15 protein-coding genes are annotated in these 18,371 nt (G+C 44.7%); 4 read left to right on the top strand and 11 right to left on the bottom strand.

The window, feature by feature from the left end; all coding sequences use genetic code 11:
* Positions 1-2: 2 nt before the first annotated feature.
* On the bottom strand, positions 3-875 hold the full coding sequence (gene ilvY / locus ACXAGV_RS03890) for an HTH-type transcriptional activator IlvY (protein WP_474872065.1): 873 nt from the start codon (positions 873-875) through the stop codon (positions 3-5).
* A 157-nt stretch (positions 876-1,032) separates the two neighbouring features.
* Between ilvY and ilvC the strand changes: the two genes are divergently transcribed.
* The gene (gene ilvC, locus ACXAGV_RS03885) at positions 1,033-2,511 is read left to right on the top strand and encodes a ketol-acid reductoisomerase (RefSeq protein ID WP_474872063.1); all 1,479 of its coding nucleotides are present in this window, start codon (positions 1,033-1,035) and stop codon (positions 2,509-2,511) included.
* A 146-nt stretch (positions 2,512-2,657) separates the two neighbouring features.
* Here the strand turns inward: ilvC and ACXAGV_RS03880 are convergent, their stop codons facing one another.
* On the bottom strand, positions 2,658-3,908 hold the full coding sequence (locus ACXAGV_RS03880; protein WP_474872061.1) for a multidrug effflux MFS transporter: 1,251 nt from the start codon (positions 3,906-3,908) through the stop codon (positions 2,658-2,660).
* 138 nt (positions 3,909-4,046) lie between these two features.
* Complete coding sequence (locus ACXAGV_RS03875) at positions 4,047-6,032, bottom strand: alpha/beta hydrolase family protein (protein ID WP_474872059.1); 1,986 nt, start codon at positions 6,030-6,032, stop codon at positions 4,047-4,049.
* Positions 6,033-6,307: 275 nt separating this feature from the next.
* Here ACXAGV_RS03875 and ACXAGV_RS03870 point away from each other — a divergent pair, with 275 nt between their 5' ends.
* Together ACXAGV_RS03870 and ACXAGV_RS03865 are read left to right on the top strand one after the other, a co-directional pair.
* A complete protein-coding gene (locus tag ACXAGV_RS03870; protein WP_474872057.1) occupies positions 6,308-8,146 on the top strand; it encodes an autotransporter assembly complex protein TamA in 1,839 nt (612 codons plus the stop codon).
* Positions 8,143-12,042 (top strand): translocation/assembly module TamB domain-containing protein, encoded by a 3,900-nt coding sequence (locus ACXAGV_RS03865; RefSeq protein ID WP_474872055.1) that lies wholly within the window; start codon positions 8,143-8,145, stop codon positions 12,040-12,042. The genes ACXAGV_RS03870 and ACXAGV_RS03865 overlap by 4 nt, the downstream gene beginning before the upstream one ends.
* A gap of 107 nt (positions 12,043-12,149) precedes the next feature.
* On the opposite strand, the gene ACXAGV_RS03860 is transcribed toward ACXAGV_RS03865, so the two are convergent.
* The 5 genes from ACXAGV_RS03860 to ACXAGV_RS03840 form a co-directional block, all read right to left on the bottom strand.
* Positions 12,150-13,160, bottom strand: coding sequence for a type II toxin-antitoxin system HipA family toxin (locus ACXAGV_RS03860; RefSeq protein WP_474872053.1), 1,011 nt, complete (start codon positions 13,158-13,160; stop codon positions 12,150-12,152).
* Positions 13,153-13,473 (bottom strand): HipA N-terminal domain-containing protein, encoded by a 321-nt coding sequence (locus ACXAGV_RS03855; RefSeq protein WP_474872051.1) that lies wholly within the window; start codon positions 13,471-13,473, stop codon positions 13,153-13,155. Before ACXAGV_RS03855 ends, ACXAGV_RS03860 begins: the two co-directional genes overlap by 8 nt.
* The gene (locus tag ACXAGV_RS03850) at positions 13,461-13,766 is read right to left on the bottom strand and encodes a hypothetical protein (RefSeq protein ID WP_474872049.1); all 306 of its coding nucleotides are present in this window, start codon (positions 13,764-13,766) and stop codon (positions 13,461-13,463) included. Before ACXAGV_RS03850 ends, ACXAGV_RS03855 begins: the two co-directional genes overlap by 13 nt.
* Before the next feature lie 522 nt (positions 13,767-14,288).
* A complete protein-coding gene (locus tag ACXAGV_RS03845; RefSeq protein WP_474872047.1) occupies positions 14,289-14,909 on the bottom strand; it encodes a hypothetical protein in 621 nt (206 codons plus the stop codon).
* A complete protein-coding gene (locus tag ACXAGV_RS03840; RefSeq protein WP_474872518.1) occupies positions 14,902-15,408 on the bottom strand; it encodes an RNA polymerase sigma factor in 507 nt (168 codons plus the stop codon). The genes ACXAGV_RS03845 and ACXAGV_RS03840 overlap by 8 nt, the downstream gene beginning before the upstream one ends.
* A 209-nt stretch (positions 15,409-15,617) precedes the next feature.
* On the opposite strand from ACXAGV_RS03840, the gene ACXAGV_RS03835 reads away from it, so the two are divergent.
* The gene (locus tag ACXAGV_RS03835) at positions 15,618-15,893 is read left to right on the top strand and encodes a hypothetical protein (RefSeq protein WP_474872045.1); all 276 of its coding nucleotides are present in this window, start codon (positions 15,618-15,620) and stop codon (positions 15,891-15,893) included.
* A 16-nt stretch (positions 15,894-15,909) separates the two neighbouring features.
* Here ACXAGV_RS03835 and ACXAGV_RS03830 read toward each other — a convergent pair whose 3' ends face one another.
* Genes ACXAGV_RS03830 through ACXAGV_RS03820 form a run of 3 tightly spaced genes read right to left on the bottom strand, consistent with a single transcriptional unit; the run spans position 15,910 to position 18,279 of the window.
* Positions 15,910-16,812, bottom strand: coding sequence for a DMT family transporter (locus ACXAGV_RS03830; protein WP_474872043.1), 903 nt, complete (start codon positions 16,810-16,812; stop codon positions 15,910-15,912).
* A 9-nt stretch (positions 16,813-16,821) separates the two neighbouring features.
* Positions 16,822-17,838, bottom strand: coding sequence for a D-2-hydroxyacid dehydrogenase (locus ACXAGV_RS03825; RefSeq protein ID WP_474872041.1), 1,017 nt, complete (start codon positions 17,836-17,838; stop codon positions 16,822-16,824).
* Positions 17,839-17,841: 3 nt separating this feature from the next.
* Positions 17,842-18,279 (bottom strand): acyl-CoA thioesterase, encoded by a 438-nt coding sequence (locus ACXAGV_RS03820; RefSeq protein ID WP_474828968.1) that lies wholly within the window; start codon positions 18,277-18,279, stop codon positions 17,842-17,844.
* Positions 18,280-18,371: the final 92 nt, after the last annotated feature.

Below are 18,371 nucleotides of genomic sequence, written 5' to 3'. Positions count from 1 at the left end.
ACTTAGACACGCGCTTGTATGTTGAGCTGCATAAATGCGTTAACAAGCGGTTCGTTTTGCTTGTCTTGGAGACAGCATAAACCAAGTGCGTAAGGCTCGATATCTTCAACAGGTATTTGAGTTACTGCATTGGCCATACTGGAATGATCAAGCACCACTTTAGGTACAAAGCCCACCCCACACTCAAGTGCCACCATACTTACAATTGCTTCATTTCCCCCAACATAGGCATATACGTTAGGGCGAATACCGTGCTCCGCAAACCAGTGATAGGCGGTACGACGGGTTGGGCCGGTTTCAGGCATGATCACTTGGTGTTTGGTCCAGTCTAACTGACTCAGTTGAGTGAGCCGCCATTCCTTTGGTGCAATAAGCACTAAGGGGACGTTATCAAGAGCCGTGAAATGTAAGTCGGTTGGCAGGTCAGGTGTATAGATAGCAATAGATAAATCACACTGCTTGCTCTTAACTTTTTCTATAGCAAGGGCAGGGTCACCGGTTATAAGTCGTATATCAACGCCGGGGTGCTGTTGTCTAAATTGTCTTAACATTGCAGGCAAATGACTTTGACTGGCAGTAACCGAGCAAAATACGCTGAGCTCCCCCTGTAGAGCGTCGTTATCTTCTTTTAAATCTATTTTTAATTGCTGCCAATCTGCTAGCGCTTGTTTAGAGAATGAAAGTAGCTTGTGCCCACTATGGGTGAGCGCCACTTTACGGTTATCCCGTTTGAACAAGGTGCAGCCTAACTCGTCTTCAAGACGCTGAATTACGCGGCTTAACGTAGATGGCGATACATACATGGCCTCGGCGGTAATGCCGAAGTGTAGACTGGTAGCCAGGTGATTAAAGAGCTGTAGACTGCGAAAATCCATATACATTTCACTTTTTGCAATATTATCTTGCAAATATATCATTTTCCAAAACAAAAGAAATATTTTAGTCTCAATACCAAGTCGTCATAGACGAGGTCTGTCAACGCCAAGGTTGGTGTTTGATATTGACAAAAATGAATGTTGTTCGGAAATTTTTATGGCTAATTATTTCAACACCCTGTCACTTCGCCAGCAGTTAGATCAGCTTGGCCGCTGCCGTTTTATGGCACGCGATGAATTCGCTGACGGTTGTCAGTTCTTAAAAGGCAAGAAAATTGTCATTGTAGGCTGCGGCGCGCAGGGCCTTAACCAAGGCTTGAATATGCGTGACTCAGGGTTAGATGTTTCTTATGCGCTGCGTCAAGCAGCCATTGATGAGCAACGCGACTCTTACAAACGCGCTTCAAGCAATGGGTTTACTGTTGGTACATATCAGCAGCTGATTCCAGAAGCGGATGTGGTTTACAACTTAACGCCTGATAAGCAGCACGCGAGTGTAGTAGAAGCAGTAATGCCTCTTATGAAGAAAGGTGCAACGCTAGGTTACTCACACGGCTTCAACATTGTTGAAGAAGGCCAGCAAATTCGTAGCGATATCACAGTAATTATGTGTGCGCCGAAAAGCCCTGGCTCTGAAGTACGCGAAGAATACAAGCGTGGCTTTGGTGTACCAACACTAATAGCTGTACACCCAGAAAATGACCCTGAAGGTAAAGGTTGGGACCAAGCCAAAGCACTAGCAAGTGCAACTGGCGGCGACCGCGCAGGGGTACTTGAGTCATCATTTGTGGCTGAAGTTAAATCTGACCTTATGGGCGAGCAAACCATTTTATGTGGTATGCAACAAGTTGCAGCAGTACTTGCTTTCGAGAAAATGGTTGATGACGGTATTGACCCAGGTTATGCAGGTGCGCTTATTCAGTACGGCCTAGAAGCCATTACTGAAGCACTTAAGATTGGCGGTGTAACTAACATGATGGATCGTCTATCAAACCCTGCAAAAGTGAAAGCGTTTGAGCTTTCTGAGCAGTTAACTGATTTACTTCGTCCGCTATTTGAAAAGCACCAAGACGACATCATCAGCGGTGAATTCTCTCGTACCATGATGGAAGATTGGGCCAATGGCGATGCGAACCTACTTAAATGGCGTGAAGAGACCGGTGATACTTCGTTTGAAAACGCACCAGCTTACGAGGGTGAAATCAGCGAACAAGAATTCTTTGACCACGGCATCTTACTGGTTGCCATGATCAAGTGTGGTGTTGAGGTTGCGTTTGACGTAATGGTTGAAGCTGGAATTCTACCTGAGTCTGCGTACTACGAATCACTGCATGAAACACCGCTAATTTCTAACACAATCGCACGTAAGCGTTTGTATGAAATGAACGTGGTTATTTCAGACACAGCAGAATACGGAAACTATTTGTTTGCTAACGCAGCAATTCCAATTTTGCGTGAGAAATTTATGCCTACCATTGATACCAGCGTTATCGGCAAGGGTTTGACTGCTGCTTCTAATCAAGTAGAGAACAAACGCCTTGTTGAAATTAACGAAGCCATCCGCTCACACGGTGTGGAATCAGTAGGTAAAACCTTGCGTGGCTACATGACTGATATGAAAGCTATAGTTGTGTAAGAACAGAGGTTAGGACAGTTTCTGTCGTTAGGTGCTTAACTAAGCCCTCTTGCCCGACCATTTTGGTCGGGCTTTTTTATTTCTATAACTCAGCAAGTCTCGCTCTCTTACGCCCCATAGATAAGAAGCAATAAATACTTATCTAGTTATGAAGCAACACCTTCCCGAACACGCTCAGCGAAGCGAACTGATGCGTAAGCTAATGCAAAAAAGATCAGAAAACCCCAGCCGATAGGCATCAAGTTTCCATTCAAAAAACTATCAACGATAAGGGCAACGGGCACCGAGAATAAGCTTGAAAAGCAGCCAATAATGGCTGCACCTAAGCCAGCCATATCGCCAAGAGGCTGCATTGCCATAGCGTTTAAGTTACCAAACAGAATGCCTACGAAGAAAAAGCCGACGAACATAACAGCCACGGTTGGAATTAACGGCGGTAGACCATCGAAGGCAAACAGCAGCGCTAGATACACCACCGCAAACCCATTTACGCCTTTTAGCGCAAAACGACACAGCTTGCGCATGCCAAAACGCATCACCATTTTACCGTTAAAGTAAGAAGCAAGCCCGATAGAGAAGGCAAGGGTAGCGAAGATATACGGGAACCATTCACCAACATTGTAAAACACGGTAAATATAGTTTGTGACGCGCTTAAATACGCTAAAAAAGCCCCGAAAATACAGCCCATTGCAAAAGTGTAACCCATCACTTCGGGGTGGGTCAGAATAAACTTTGATGATTTAAAAAAATGCGCTCGCGAGAATTTTCTGCGCTTCGCCCGAGGCAAGGTTTCTCCCTGGCGAGAGAAAAACCAAATTCCAGCCATAGTAGCCACTATGAGGAACATAGTAAAAATATGAAACCATGACGTCAGTTCCATCACGGTTTGCCCAATAATTGGGGCCAACATGGGCACTAAGATAAACACCATCATGATAAACGACATAACTTTTGCCATGGCATCACCTACGTAAAGGTCACGTATAATTGCCATAGAGGCTATGCGAGGCCCAGACACCCCAAACGCTTGAATAACCCGCCCAACCAGCATGGTTTCAAGGTTAGTGGCCAGCATGCATACAAAGGTACCAAGAGCAAAAATACAAAGTCCCACAAGAATAGTTAAACGACGACCACGGCTGTCTGAAAACGGGCCAAAAAACATTTGTCCAAATGCCATGCCTAAAAAGAACACGGTTACAATCAGATGGGTTTGATGGGCCTCCTCTACATTTAGAGCTTCACCAATTTGAATAAGTGCGGGCAACATAGCATCTATACTAAGTGCCACCAGCGATGTCATGGTCGCCATCAAAGCAACAAATTCAACAAGGCCAAGGGCGGGCTTTTGCACAACTGCAGTATCATCAGATACGCCATTAGATGTCTGGGGCATAAAGTCTCGAAAACGAAATAAAGTGGAGAAATTAAAAAGGCGCGAAATAATCGCGCCTTGCATAGTATACCTGAAATATGGTTAAAAAGCCGTCAATTCAAACACGCTTGTCGTAAATACTGACACGTTTAACGGGAGCTATTCAGTTGTAAGGTCTGCCGCCATCCTCTCGCCGCTTTTGGTTGGTTTCAAATACGCGCCCAAAAATGCATCCATTTCTTTAAAAAACAAATGTCGATTACGCTGAATAGAAAGGTGGTGATCGCCACTTTCAAGTTCTACATACTTAAAGACTTTATCGAGGTCTTCCAATTCGTCAGCCATGTAACGACTGTGAAGAGGTGGAACAATACGGTCTTCTTCGCCATGTACAAGTAAAATAGGTGTCTTGATACTTTCGGCATTGTAATAAGGTGAACGCGCTTCTAGATCATCGTAGTCGTCCCCAATCTGATTTTTAACGAATTCATTGTTCAGGAAACGGCGAGAGTGAATGACGACGTGTTTAAGTGAACTTACGCCGGCAAAACTCACCGCGCATTTAAATAAATCAGGGGTTTTAACCGTTGCCATTAAAGCTGCATATCCACCGTAGCTTGCGCCAACAATGCACATATTATCCTGTTCAGCATAACCTTGTTTAACCATCCAGCCTGCCGCGTCAGTGATGTCGTCTTGCATAGCTAATCCCCAGCCTTTCATTTGGCTTTGCGCAAAACTATAACCATAGCCTCTTGAGCCTCTAAAATTCGGTCTCAACACTGCGTAGCCTTTCGATGTAAAATATGCCGTCCAATAGTCGAAACCACTGAAGTCTCGTGCACCCGGACCGCCATGAGGATGAATAATTGTTGGAAAGGGCCCGTCACCTTTGGGAAGGGTTAAATATGCTTCGATCTTGATGCCGTCTCGGGCTTCATATTCAATGAGTTTATGTTCTGATAATTGTGCAGAGTCAATTTGGCTGTATTGCTGAAATAATACATCGAGTGTGCCTTCCTTACGGTTACCTAGTAAGTAAACACCGGGCAAAACGTCCGATTCAGAATAAACGATATAGGTTTGTTCATCATCACTGAAACTGACTAGCGTATTATCGTAATCGGGGAGCCCAATATCAATACCGTTTTGAAGTGCAACATAGCGCTCATCCCAATAAAAACGACCATCATGACGCACTCCAATAGCATCTCGGGTAACTGGTGAATAGATCAGGCTGCCGTCTACGTCGTACCCATCATCGGCATACACTTCAGTTCGCTCATTGGTTTTAAGGTTTAGGGTATAAAGTGCGCGGTAGTCGCCTTTGTAGCCCTTAAAGTATAAAATATTAGGGTCCTTTGCAAAGCCGACAGGGTATTCTCCCTTCTCCGTCATGGCGTTATAGGCAAACAAGGTTCGCCAGTCGTCACCTTCTTTTAAGAAAACTTCTCGTTCGCCAGTATCATAATTAAGAGAAATACCTACACGTACGTTACTCTGCTGATCCGTAAGCCAGTCTCTAATGCGTTTTTTACCACGCACGACTCGGCTTACTCCACCAGTGTTTACATTGACTTTATATACTGAGGGTAAGCCTAACACCTCTGCATCTATTGCTATAAGTACATGATCTGGGTCATCAGGTAGCCAATCGATAACCTCATCTTGAAACTGGGGAATGTGGTTAGGGTTACCGGCCCGGCGCTTAATGCGTTCCCATTCAACCATGTTGAATGCGCCGCCCTCGCCATCAAACTTAACGCTTAGTAACCGCGTGTCGTGCACTTTGGTTGTGCCTCGCCGAGTCTCATAACGAGCACTGACCACCAAACGCTCGTTATTCACCCAGTGATACCAATTTATTTTGACGCGCTCATTGTCAGAGCGCAGCAGGTAATACTTCTCTCCCTTTATCAGGTCAAAGGTGGCAAGCATGGCAAAAGCCTCTTCTTGCTCAACATTTTGAACAAAAGCGATTTTCTTTCCATCAGGTGACAATGACGGAGTCCAATAGGTTGGCAGCGAGCTAAATGCTTCGTAGGTAGGCTTACCAACCGAAGGCTCTGCACTCAACGAGGTAGACATAGTAAATAGCAGTAGGGCAATAAATAAAGCCAGTGAGACCGTCTTTTTATAAGACATAACATTCCCTTGTAATTTTTTGTTGTTGGCGGAACTTAGCGAATGAGCAATTCTCAAAGCTATGCTAGCTTGAGTATACAAATTCACTCTCTAATGTACAAAAATAAACCTTCCAAGATTTGAAGTATCTACATTAGCGCAAGAATTTGATCTCTCGTCGTACTTTACGAATACAAACTGTAAATGTGGTACTATTAACCACAGATAGAACATGGATTTTACCCTCTAGTGGTAAGCTTCTAAGCCCAGCGTTACCTTAAGGATTTGACCTTTTCATGCCTTCAACTTGGAGCAGGCTCGCCAGTTTGCAAGACCTATTTTTCCGACAATTTGCGCTCAGAATATCCCAAGCAACGTCTTTATTGACTAAAGCTGTATGCTGTACGCTGTTGTGGTTACTGTGCATGGCATCGTTTGCCGAAGAATCAATCACTTATGACATCAAAGGCGTAGACGACTCAAAGCTTCGTAATAATATTCGTCTACATCTAAATGGGCTTGATGTAGAAAAGGCGCTATTGACGGATCCCTATTGGCAAGATGAAGTTGCAGGAGCGGTGGCAACAGCAGTACAGCCTTTTGGCTTTTACAATAGTGAAACAAAAGTACGCATACTAGAAGGTGACAAAGTCGCCGTAAATGTTGCGTTAAATGCGCCGCTCACGATAAATAAAGTGACCCGTGAAATTATTGGTGCAGGGCGTGAAGACAAAGGCTTTAGAGAGCGATTTAATTCGTTACAACTTCAAGAAGGCGACGTGCTCAACCAAACCATTTACGAATCGTTTAAATCTTCTATGTTCAACTACGCGCTATCCAACGGCTATTTTGATTATTTCTGGCAGGCAACTCGCTTGGATTTGGTTCGCGACGAAAAACAAGCGAACGTGCTTTTAATTGCGCAAAGTGGGCCTCAATATCAATTTGGCGAGTTAAAGTTTGTAGGGGATGACAAGGCTAAGGACATTATTGAACGGTTAAAGCCTTTCAAAGCTGGCGATGCCTATTCGTCTGCAGTACTTGGTGATTTCAACCGCAGATTGAATCAATCTGGGTACTTTACTCGGGTTATTGCCCGCCCCGTTGTCAGTGAAGCTGAAGGCTTACTTGTGCCAGTAGAGGTATCACTACTTCATAGACCCACAGATGCGTTTAACGTATCAGTGGGTGCCGCCACTGATACAGGTCCAAGGGTTCGCTTGGGCTGGGAACGACCTTGGGTAAACGATAAAGGACATTCGATCTCATCTGATATCTTCATTTCTGAACCCGAACAATCGGTTACCGCCGACTATCGCATTCCCATGAGAAATATAACCCGAGATTACGCCAGCATCGAGGCCGGTTATCAGTTTATTGAATACAGCAACACCTCGTTCGAAAGTGAAACACTATCCCTTTCTGCACACCGCTATTGGCAAGGTGACGATTCTCCGTGGCAGCATGATGGCTCTATTACCTATTTACGGGAAACATACGATCAGGGAGAGTTGAGCACGAATACCACATCGCTTGTGCTGCCTGGGTACTCTTTAACCTATCGAGATAAAGATAGTGAGCTTAATATTACCAACGGTGCTTATCTACAAATGCTCACTCAAATAGGAAGAGAGGGCTATGGCTCTGACATCGATTTCGCTAAAGCCGTTGTTGAAGCTATGGTTATTCGCACTTTTAATGATGTACATAGAGTTACAATTCGTGGCGAAGTTGGGGCCATTAAAACCAATAGTTTTGATGAAGTACCGACATCACTTCGTTTCTACGCCGGCGGCGATCAAAGTATAAGAGGCTTTGAGTACCGTGAAATCTCACCTGCTGCCGAAGTTATCGACCCAGAAACCGGCGAACTTGAAACAGACTCAATCGGTGGGAAGTACTTGTTCACATCAAGTGTGGAGTACGCTTACCAAGTGGCAGATAACTGGCGGGTTGCAGCGTTTATCGATGCGGGAACAGCCACTAACGATACCAGCACAACGCTGACCTACGGCATCGGACCGGGTGTTCACTGGCTTTCCCCTATCGGACCGGTGAGGTTTTATATCGCTAGAGGTTTTGCGCCTGACGGGAACACTTGGGATTTCCATATAATGTTAGGGCCAGAGCTATGAGAAAACGTACGCTTTCGGCTATTTTACTGTCACCTATTTTTATACTGGTGGGCATATATGCAGTATTAATCAGCCCGCTAGGGGGCCCTACCGTTAAGTTAATGGCCAACGCGCTCGTTGATAAACTTTCTATTGATGCTATTGAAGGCGGATTCGCTGACACCTTAGAAGTGCATAATGTTGCATGGGAAAACCCGCAATGGAAGGTAACGGCACAATATGCCTATATTGATGTAACGTGGCGTTGTTTGTTTGAGCCCAGAGTATGCGTCAACGAGCTAACGCTTGAAAATGCAACGCTTACACAACTATCAAACGCGCCTGAATCGTCGAATGACACTCCCACAGGAGACCCAGTTGAATTACCGCTGCCTATTGATGTCGGGTATTTAGCGCTAACGAATATAAAACTTGCTTTACTTACGACAACAGTAGAAATAGATGAATTAGAGTTAGCAGATTTTGAAGGCAATAGCGCCTTGATACTCGACAGCATAGCCGCGAAAGGAATCCGCATTGCTCTGTTAAACCCAGATGAGGCAGCCAGCTCTTCGCCTGTAGCCATAACCAATGCACCGGACACTAATAGTGAGCAATCTGCTCAAAACGCTACTCCAAAGCAAGAGCAGGCAGCAGAAGAACAGGCGTCAAGTACTGAAAGTGCTTTGCCTACGTCATACTCGCTAAGCTACGACGTACCTGAACTACCCAGTATAGCTTCGCCTATTCCCTTGTCTCTTGGCACATTATTGGTAGAAGACCTTCAAATAGCCCAAAAAGGCAATAAACAGCACATTTCTCTCATATCCTTATTGGACGCCCACTTCAAAGGCGCCGATGTTGCTATTGAAGAATTGGCAATTGTGCATGAACAGGGGGAAATAAAAGGTAAAGCAACAGCCTCGCTCAATGGAAACTACCCGTTAGATGTCGCGGTTACCGCCAAAACGAAGCTCGGCGATGCTCCGCAAGAAGTGAACATAACCGCCGCAGGTGCGTTGGACGACCTAACGCTGTCTGTTATTGCCAAAGGGGCGGTTACCGCAAACGCTAATCTCATGGCGAACATACTAGACAGTAACCTTCCTATAGAATTCACTGCGAACTGGCAAGAGCAAGCCGTACCCACCATGGAAAATACCACGCTAAAAGAAGGACAGTTAACGCTTGCAGGCACCATGGGCGACTACGTGCTTAAAGGAGCTGGTGCTGCTACCTTGCCCGATATTGGGAATGTGCCGGTGTCGTTAGATGTGGTGCTGAAAAAGAACAATATCTTTGTTAATCAAGCCAATATTAACGCGTTGGAAGGCAGCTTAACCAACACGGGTACACTATATCTTAACGAAAGCATTGCATGGGAAGGTAAGACAACGCTTAAAAACGTGTCAGGTAGACAGTTCAGTGCTTATGCCCCGGAGCAAATTAACGGGCAGATCGACAGCATCTTGCAATATTCTGAGCGCGGCGGCTTACATATGAGCCTAAGAGATATGACGGTATCAGGCGTGCTTCAAAACAAACCGCTGCAAGTAAAAGGGAATGCTGTTTATGCCGGCCCCAGTGATTTATTTGTAACTAATATTAATGTTACGCAAGAAAATGAGCAGGAAAGAAATACTATCCGCGCCGTCGCTCAAGTGCTTAATAAACGTCATTTAAATGCTGATATTGCAGTTAGTGTTAATGCTGTTTCAAGCCTATACCCAGAAATAACCGGCGGGATCAATGGTAAGATAAATGCCACCGGTCCCTGGCAGAACCCTAGCGCAAACGGAACCCTAGCCCTCTCTGATATTGCCATCTCGCCTAATCTAAACGCTGCCGCAGCCCAGCAGGGGCCGTTAAATGGCGAAATTGCAATCAATGGAACCTATCGCGATCACACAGCAAAACTAGACATGGCAGTGCCCAACAACAAGATCGCGCTTTCACTCAAAGGTGCATGGACCAATAACCATTGGGTTGGTGAAATCAGCGATACCGCATTAAAACTCGCTAATATGCAATGGACATTATCAAGCCCGTTTAGTCTAGACATTGGCACCACACCGGTAACGGCCAAAATAGGCCAACATTGCTGGTCCTCTAGAAAGGAAGGGGAGCTGTGTATTTCAAATGTGAATTATCAGGAAGATAAAGCCAGTTGGGACATAAGCGCTACTTCACTACCGATTGGGTTATGGGCGAATGAATTAGCGCCCACCGTTGTTTCAAGCCCTTCGCAAGCAACGCTCACGGTAAAAACCAAGGGCAGTTATTCACCAAAGGATCCGATAGATGCGACGTTTACCGCTTCAATGAGCGCCGCCCCGTGGCAACTAGGGGAAACACGGCCCCTTACACTTACGATTAATTCCATAGAAACTAACGGAAAAATCAAGCAAGGTCAGCTAACGTCGACATCCTTAATCTCTAGTCAAGACATTGGCGATGCAACGCTTTCTTTAAATACCCGCCCGTTTGATGAGCGCATACCACTAGAGGGCAAGTTAGTGATGGAAGGGCTCAACGTTGCGCCTTTTAAACCGCTTTCCCCGGCGATTAGAACCCTGACAGGAAAGCTTAATGGAGATATTAGGCTAAGTGGTTATGTTGACGACCCGGCGCTTAATGGTGAAATAGCCATTTCAAATGGTGCTATTGATATACAAGATACCCCCGTGACATTGGCAGATTGGAATCAAAAAGTGGTACTTGATGGCCAGACCGCAGAACTAGACGGTGCGTTTGTGCTGGGTGGAGGGAAAGGAGCGCTTAAGGGCAATATAGACTGGTCGTCAGACCCAAGCGCGACATTCAATTTAAAAGGGAATGGCTTCGAAATTCGTCAGCCAAATATCCGGCTCAAGGTATCTCCGAATATTGATATAGCGGCCACAAAAGAAAAGGTTGATGTTACCGGCGAAGTGAATATTCCGTGGGCGCAAATTGAAATAGAGTCGCTCCCTGAAAGCGCTGTTTCGCCTTCAAAAGATGTGCACCTACGAGGCGAACCCGATAGAGAAGATCCGCTAGATATCGTTCACGCGTCGGTGCTAGTTAACATTGATAAAAACAAAACCGAAGAAGTGAAGCTTGAGGCGTTTGGACTAACCGCAAGCTTATATGGCGGAATTCGTGTGAACACCCAGCCAGCACTTGTGGGTTACGGCGACCTTCAAATACTAAACGGGCGCTACAGTGCTTATGGGCAACAGTTAATTATTCAAACCGGTGAAGTGCAGTTCAACGGCCCCATCGACCAGCCTTTGTTGCTAGTTGAAGCCATCCGCGACCCCGCTAAAACCGATGACGACGTTATTGCGGGAATTCGTATTGACGGTGCAGCCGACTCGCCAAGTATTAACCTGTTCTCAGAGCCAGCTATGGATCAGCAGGGCGTACTGTCGTACTTGCTTACTGGCTCAGGGCCAAACTCGGGAACACAAGATCCTAACTACGCTGCACTGCTATTAGGCTTTGGCTTGTCGAACACCAAAACCCTCACAGGGCAAGTCGGCAGCGCCTTGGGGATAGATGATTTTAGCCTAAGCACCAACGAAAACATGTTGTCGGTTACAGGGCAAATTAATGAGCGATTATCAGTGGAGTACAATGTCGATGTTGGTTTAAGTAACAATGATGCCAACAGCACGCTACGTCGCAGACAGCTTCCACCTGATTTGGCACTGAAATATCAGTTATTACCTAGCCTATACTTAGAGGCAATTCAAACCACATTAGAAGACCAGTCAGAGTTTGCGTTAGACCTTTATTATGAGTTTTTCTTGGGCGATAAAAGAACTCGTAAAGATGGTGATGAAGACGACAGTGAATCAAACGAGTCCAGCTCAGGCGAAGTACAAGAGCTGAATAATAACCAGGATACATCCGGCGCTAGTCCTAAAGACTAAGCGCCTAAAACTAAGGGTAGAGGTACAAATTTAATCTGGATACGACAGGTATAAAAAACTTCAAAAAATGGGAATTTATTAATCCTCCTATCAAGATTATCACTTTGTTATATTGCGGTATTTTCATCTCTTAGAATCATAATACGGTGCTTAATTAACTGTTCTATACCTTGTTTATGACTCTCATTCACAAATGAGTCTGATATGGTTGATACTGCTTTTTCAATAGACTTTAATAGGTCATCAAGTAACTTGACTGCTGCTTGCTTCTTAAGGCCAATCTCTTCACCAAGCTTAATGAAATCTTGTCTATCGTATTGACCATATTTACGGTCAAACCCTGTCTCAATATCCAATACACTCTCATTCTCTTCTGCCGTCAAAAGTGGAAGTGCCATGTAGGAACCGCGGAAGTACTCATCGTAGGGTTGTACAGAAACGACGTCGTAAGCGGGTGATAACATCGGTATTGCATCTTTATTCGAATACAAAAGAGAAAAGTTTCTTAAGTGATGGTCATTATTGCCAACGACATAACTGAATATTACACGTCGATAGAAGTCTGCATAATGTTGCACTGCCTTTAGGTTTTGTGCGATGAAAGCACCTGCTTTAGAGTAGCTTATCGTTTGAAAACCATTTACGTTGCCGAACTTATCGTCCACACCCATAGCGCTATCAAGTTGCTCTTGATGCAGCTTGGTACCACCTTCACGATCATAGCGCTGTATAATGAACGCCAACTCACCATTGTGTAGTTGAATAAGGCCAAAGGGGGGCACTTGAAATTTACAGGTACTTGCTATCGTCATGATAGCGTGTTCATTTTCTGCCAAGTTTGGAAATTGCGCTGGCGATGGCTTAATGATGAATGTGCCATTTTCTTTGACCAAGACCAGTTCGTCGTCAATGACCGTAGCAGACATTTTAGGCTGAAACCCAGAAATGCTCATTTTGCCATTTTGTGATGCAGGAAAGGATTCCAAGTCCTGCCTATCAAAACTCACCATTGGAGATACTTTCAAGGTACCAAACAAACGGCGCACTCCGATATCAGAAAACCCTTCGTATTTTGTTCTATTGGGTAATTTTTTAAGCGTAATTCTACAGTTATTCATTTTCTACAATTGGCTTAATAGCAACCGCTCCGAGTAAATCTTCACCATTGTTAACAAGTAGACCAAATTCATCCCGCTCATCTATTTTTTGGGCGCGTGCATACTGCTTTAATAGCCATCCCTCAGGTAACAAAGACTTAAAGAATGGAAAGAGTCTTTTAGAATTATACGGAAATTCATTTAACGGCAGTGACAATGATAAGGGAGGTCCAAAATAGTCTTTCCGATAGCTGAACGTGTACCCTTTTGCGTGCTTTTCTAGCACACCTACGCGCTTGTCGTATAAAAAGACATCTGCCCTCAGCTTGTCCATAAAGACATTCCCAATGTATCTAGAAAGCTTTCAATGGTGGATAATTTAGCATTAAAAAATGCATTTCTATCTTTGAATAGTTTGCGTACTGTGTTGGTATGTAGGCCGCTCTGCATAGCAATGAGTTCTACATCTATAGTATTTGTGTAAAGCGCATGCACGCGAGTAAATGTCTCTTCAATAGAGAGATATTTCTGACTTTCTGGTTCAGAAGCTTTGCTTAACTGCCGCAATTCATCTGATATTTGAACTAAACGCTCCGATACACGACCTGCTCTGGTTTGCTCACTCATATTACACCCTAGTGTTATTTTTACACATATTTTATCAAAGTATAACACCACACTGTCACTGTAAAGCACAAAAAACACTACAGGATTAAAAAACCCGAAAAAAAGGCCAGTTTTAACCCTACGTTGTTAGTTTAATCATATATTTTAAAAAGGTTAGAAAATGATATTTAGTAATACTTTGATGATTGAAATTGTAGCGAGATAACGGAAATTCGCCTTGCTATACTTGTCTGCTTGGAGACTACAGCAGACAAGCGAGTTAGTAACTTCAAAGGTTCGCTATACGCTCTAAGCAGATTCGAATGCACGGGTATCGAGGGTTTGTTATGCGCTAATATCTGCAACATACATTGTCACTAAACGATAAACATACGTTGCGGAATATTGTATGGAACGGACGAGCGTAAAAGTTATGTCAGCTATACGTGCACTATAGACTAAGCATGGTTTCACTCAAGCACTGAGAGTATCAGATTAAGGTGTGACCAATTTAAGTAACACATCGTATTTTTACCCGTGCTCTTAGCGCTGCTGTGCCATCTTCTCAAGCGTTTCGAGTTGATGCTCAAAACGCTTTTGTCTTTTGCTCGCCCACACATACCACACTAGCATCACAACGCTCATGGACGTCATAACTATAGCCATCTTCATAACTTTCTCTGAGGTAAGCTCCCCATAAAAATAGCGCTCCACCAGAAAGGCACATCCAAACAACACTGCAGTCCATGTCGAGTGTTTAGTGATTACAGCAATCTTCACGTTATTCTTAATTTGCTTTATTAGCTGCGTTAGGTGGTCAGCGGTTTGAGTGTCTTTTGAAAATGCAGCCACTCTTCTTAACCACAGCTGATAAACAAGCAGGGGAAGAGCAGTGATCAGCATAAAGATAAACATTGCCTGAGCGACAAAAGTGAATTTTTCCCAAGTCATAACTAGTACGTAGACCGCTGGGATAAACGCTAAAGAGTCTACCAACATATACCAAAGTTGCTTTGTTCGCTCACTGCTTAAATTAGCTTTTACTTCTTCAAGATTAATAGCCGTAACTGGCTGAGTTTGCCATAGCGCAGAAAGGCCATCATTTTGCTCATCGTCTACTGATACGGGCGGGTTCGTTTGATTCTCTTCATCTGAATTATGCATGCGGTTGCTCCTGCATGATACTTTGCTTGGCGCGCTTTAATATCACACCAACATGATTTTTAGTCAGACCACATATGTCTGCAATTTCATCGTAACTTAAGCCTTCAAGAGAAAGGGTAAGCACCTGCCTTGGTTGCAAAGGTAAGGCTCTTACAGCGCGCAATAGGCGTTCTAATGACTGGTGTTGACTAGACATTTCCTCTGGTGAGTGGGTGTTACTGACGAACCCGTCAGAGCCCGTATCATCGTGGTCGTACTGATGGGTATCAATACGCTTCACTTGATTTGCTACATGAGTGACTGCGCGGTTGTGGGCTATTTTTAAGATATAGGTTTTCACGCTGCTATCGCCCTTAAAGCGAGACAGCCCTTGCCAAACGGCAATAGCAATTTCTTGCAATAATTCTTGCTGCATCGCTTCGTTTGCTTCATAGCTGTTGGCTACACGGCTCGGTATTGCCCCGTATTGCGCAAAAACATCTTCAAAACCCTGCCCCAACGTCACATCCCTAATCACAAAAACTGTCGTTATTTTATTGTGTTACTTCTATCAGTCTGCCCCCACGAATTTTTATTACAAACTTTTTTCGTCAATGCTGTAATTTTTTTAAGCAGCAAACGACTAGTTAAAACAGTGAGTACAGTAACGTGCGCTTAGGGCATTTCCCTAAAAGCCTTCAACCTTGAAATTTGGATTAGGAAAAGATTATGACTACGTTAAGTATAGTTTTGTTAATTGGCAGCCTGACGTCGCTTGTACTTTTGGCAAGCTACTTAGACGCAAAATTTCAGTGGCGACTAAACGACTGGATGAACGGCGAGTGCAGCAACCCATTCGTTAAAAGCGTGACCGACAAACAGCAGCAGCGTTTAGAGGAAAAAGATGCGCAGATTGAAGCTTTGATGGCGCGAATCGAAACCCTTGAAGCCATTGTTACCGAGCCTGCTTACGAACTGAATAAGAAAATCAACGCGCTTAAATAAACGGTTTTACCAGCTTCTAGCTCGACACCGGTGGGCGACGCATAAAGCGGGGAACTTTCCCCATTGCAATGGCGTTGCCTACCAGCACAATGACCACCCCAACCACAGATAAAACGCTCCAGGTATAGCCTTCGAAAAAGGTGGAAATAACCAGTGCAACCATGGGGTATACCAAGACCACGTACGCAGCCTTGTCAGCGCCCATTTGCTTTAACAATTTCATGTACGCGCCAAACGCAAACACAGAGCCAAAGATAGCCAGATAAAGCAGCGACAGATAGAACTCGGTATGGGTAGGAATGACCAACTTACCCGGCATTGCCAGTGAGGTGATGAAAAGCAGCACCATGGCATAACTCATGGCATAGAAGTTCATTTGGATAACAGGCGTACCCGAGGTCAAAATACGCTCGGAGATAACGTTACCTGTTGAGGCGCAGAAAAAGCTGACAAACGCTATGGCGAGGCCGGTGGCAAGCGCCGCATCCATGGAGACTTTGGAAAACTCAGGCACAAACAAACACACAATGCCCAGCAAGCCAAATGTCGCACCTATAACCACTTCTTTTCTTATAGGCTCTTTAAGCCACCATCGCCGAAGCACAACATTAATGTAGATAATACAAGAACTCATAAGGGCTAACAGCGCGCTAATTATGTGCGCTTGCGCCATATACAGCAGCGTGTAATTTAAGCTGTATAAAAAGAGGCCAACTGCGGCCATTTTCACATGAACATGTACCGGTAGCTTAAGCGGCAAGCGCCTAATAACACAGTAAATCCCTAAACAGGCCGACGCCAATAAATAACGCAGCGCAATGGCAAACGTTTCAGAGGTATGCCCTATTTGATAAGTGATGGCTATCCAGGTTGAGCCCCAAATAAGGCAGCACAAAGTAAACAAGGTCGCGTTATTCATAGCGGTGTTCTAACCCTGAGGCTCTGATAAACAAGAAGATAAGTGGGCAGATAAATGGTCAATAGCACTATCGAGCAGTTTTTGCCTAGCGCCATTACCAATCCACGCATTATGCGGCGTTACCAGCAAGTTAGGTAGTGCCTCTTTAAGCAATATATGATCAACAGGCGGAGGCTCGACACTTAGTACATCTAATCCCGCGCCACCAATTTGGTTGTTTTTAAGCGCATGATAGAGTGCCTCCTCATCAATCAAACCGCCGCGAGCCGTGTTAATAAGAAAAGCGGTTGGCTTCATCAGAGACAACGTATCTGCATTTATAAGCTTGTCAGTGTCTTCAGTTAGTGGGCAATGAAGACTTACCACATCGGCATTTGGTAAAAGCGATGTCAGACTAGGGCGAGAGTCATCTTGTTTACCTGGGCGAGCAGCGATACTCACCTGCATTCCCACAGCCTTAAACAATGCCTCTACACGCTTGCCAAGCTCGCCATGCCCAACAATTACGGCATGTTTGCCCGCCAATTCCACCACGGGGTGATTGAGTAAACAAAAGTGAGAAGAAGCAGACCATGCTTGGTTGCGCATATCGCGCTGATACGTCACAAAATTGGTGGCCAAATTTAGTGCCAAGGTCAACGTATGTTGAGCAACGCTGTCAGTGCCATAGCCCTCTACATTTTGAACGGTGATACCCGCCTGTTCGCAGTAATCACGGTCGATATTGTTCATGCCGGTCGCAGTTACACCAATATAGCGCAGCTGACTGGCCTGCTGTAAATCTTTGGCTTGTAACACGACTTTGTTAACCAGCACAGCATCGGCATTTTTAATGCGCTCGGCCACATCTTCGGCTTGAGTTTGTTGATGAAGCGTAATCGCGGCGTCGAAATTGTTTTGTACGTCATCGAGTGAAGAGGTATCAAGACTGGGCAAATCCATGGTTTCGGCGTCTAGAAAGACAACCTGCTTTTGTTTGCCGTTGCTCATCGCTTGTGATGCATTGTGTTTCGTCATTTTTGCCATGCTCTACATTACTTCCACAATCGACTCTAACGCTGCTTTCACGTTTACTGGGATAGGAATAGCCTTATCGGTCTTTCTATCTACAAATACATGCACAAACTGGCCATGAGCCACGCGTCGCTTATTTTCGCCCGCATACACCGACAACCCATAAGTCACTGAACTTCGACCTATTTTGATAACGCGCAAACCCACAAAAATGTCTTCGGGATAAGCCGCCGGTGAAATGTACTGACACTGACTGCTCACCACATACGCCACGGTTTGCCCATTGTGTATATCTAGTCCACCTTCTTCAATTAAAAAGCGGTTTACCGCGGTATCAAAGAAACCATAGTACACAACATTGTTGATATGTCCGTACGCATCATTGTCTTGCCAACGCGTGGCGATAGTGACTTTGTAAGGGTAGTCGGCAAGTGTAGGAGTGATATCAGTCATGATCGTCCCTTAGCGAATAAAAGTATCGCTTTGTTGTTGGCGCAAATAATGAAAATCGATGAATGACTAACGCCAATTAATGTTTAATGCGC

Source organism: Alteromonas sp. ABH4_453 (assembly GCF_056160665.1).
Note: the sequence above shows the minus strand (reverse complement) of the source record. Positions and strands in the feature narration are given on the sequence as shown.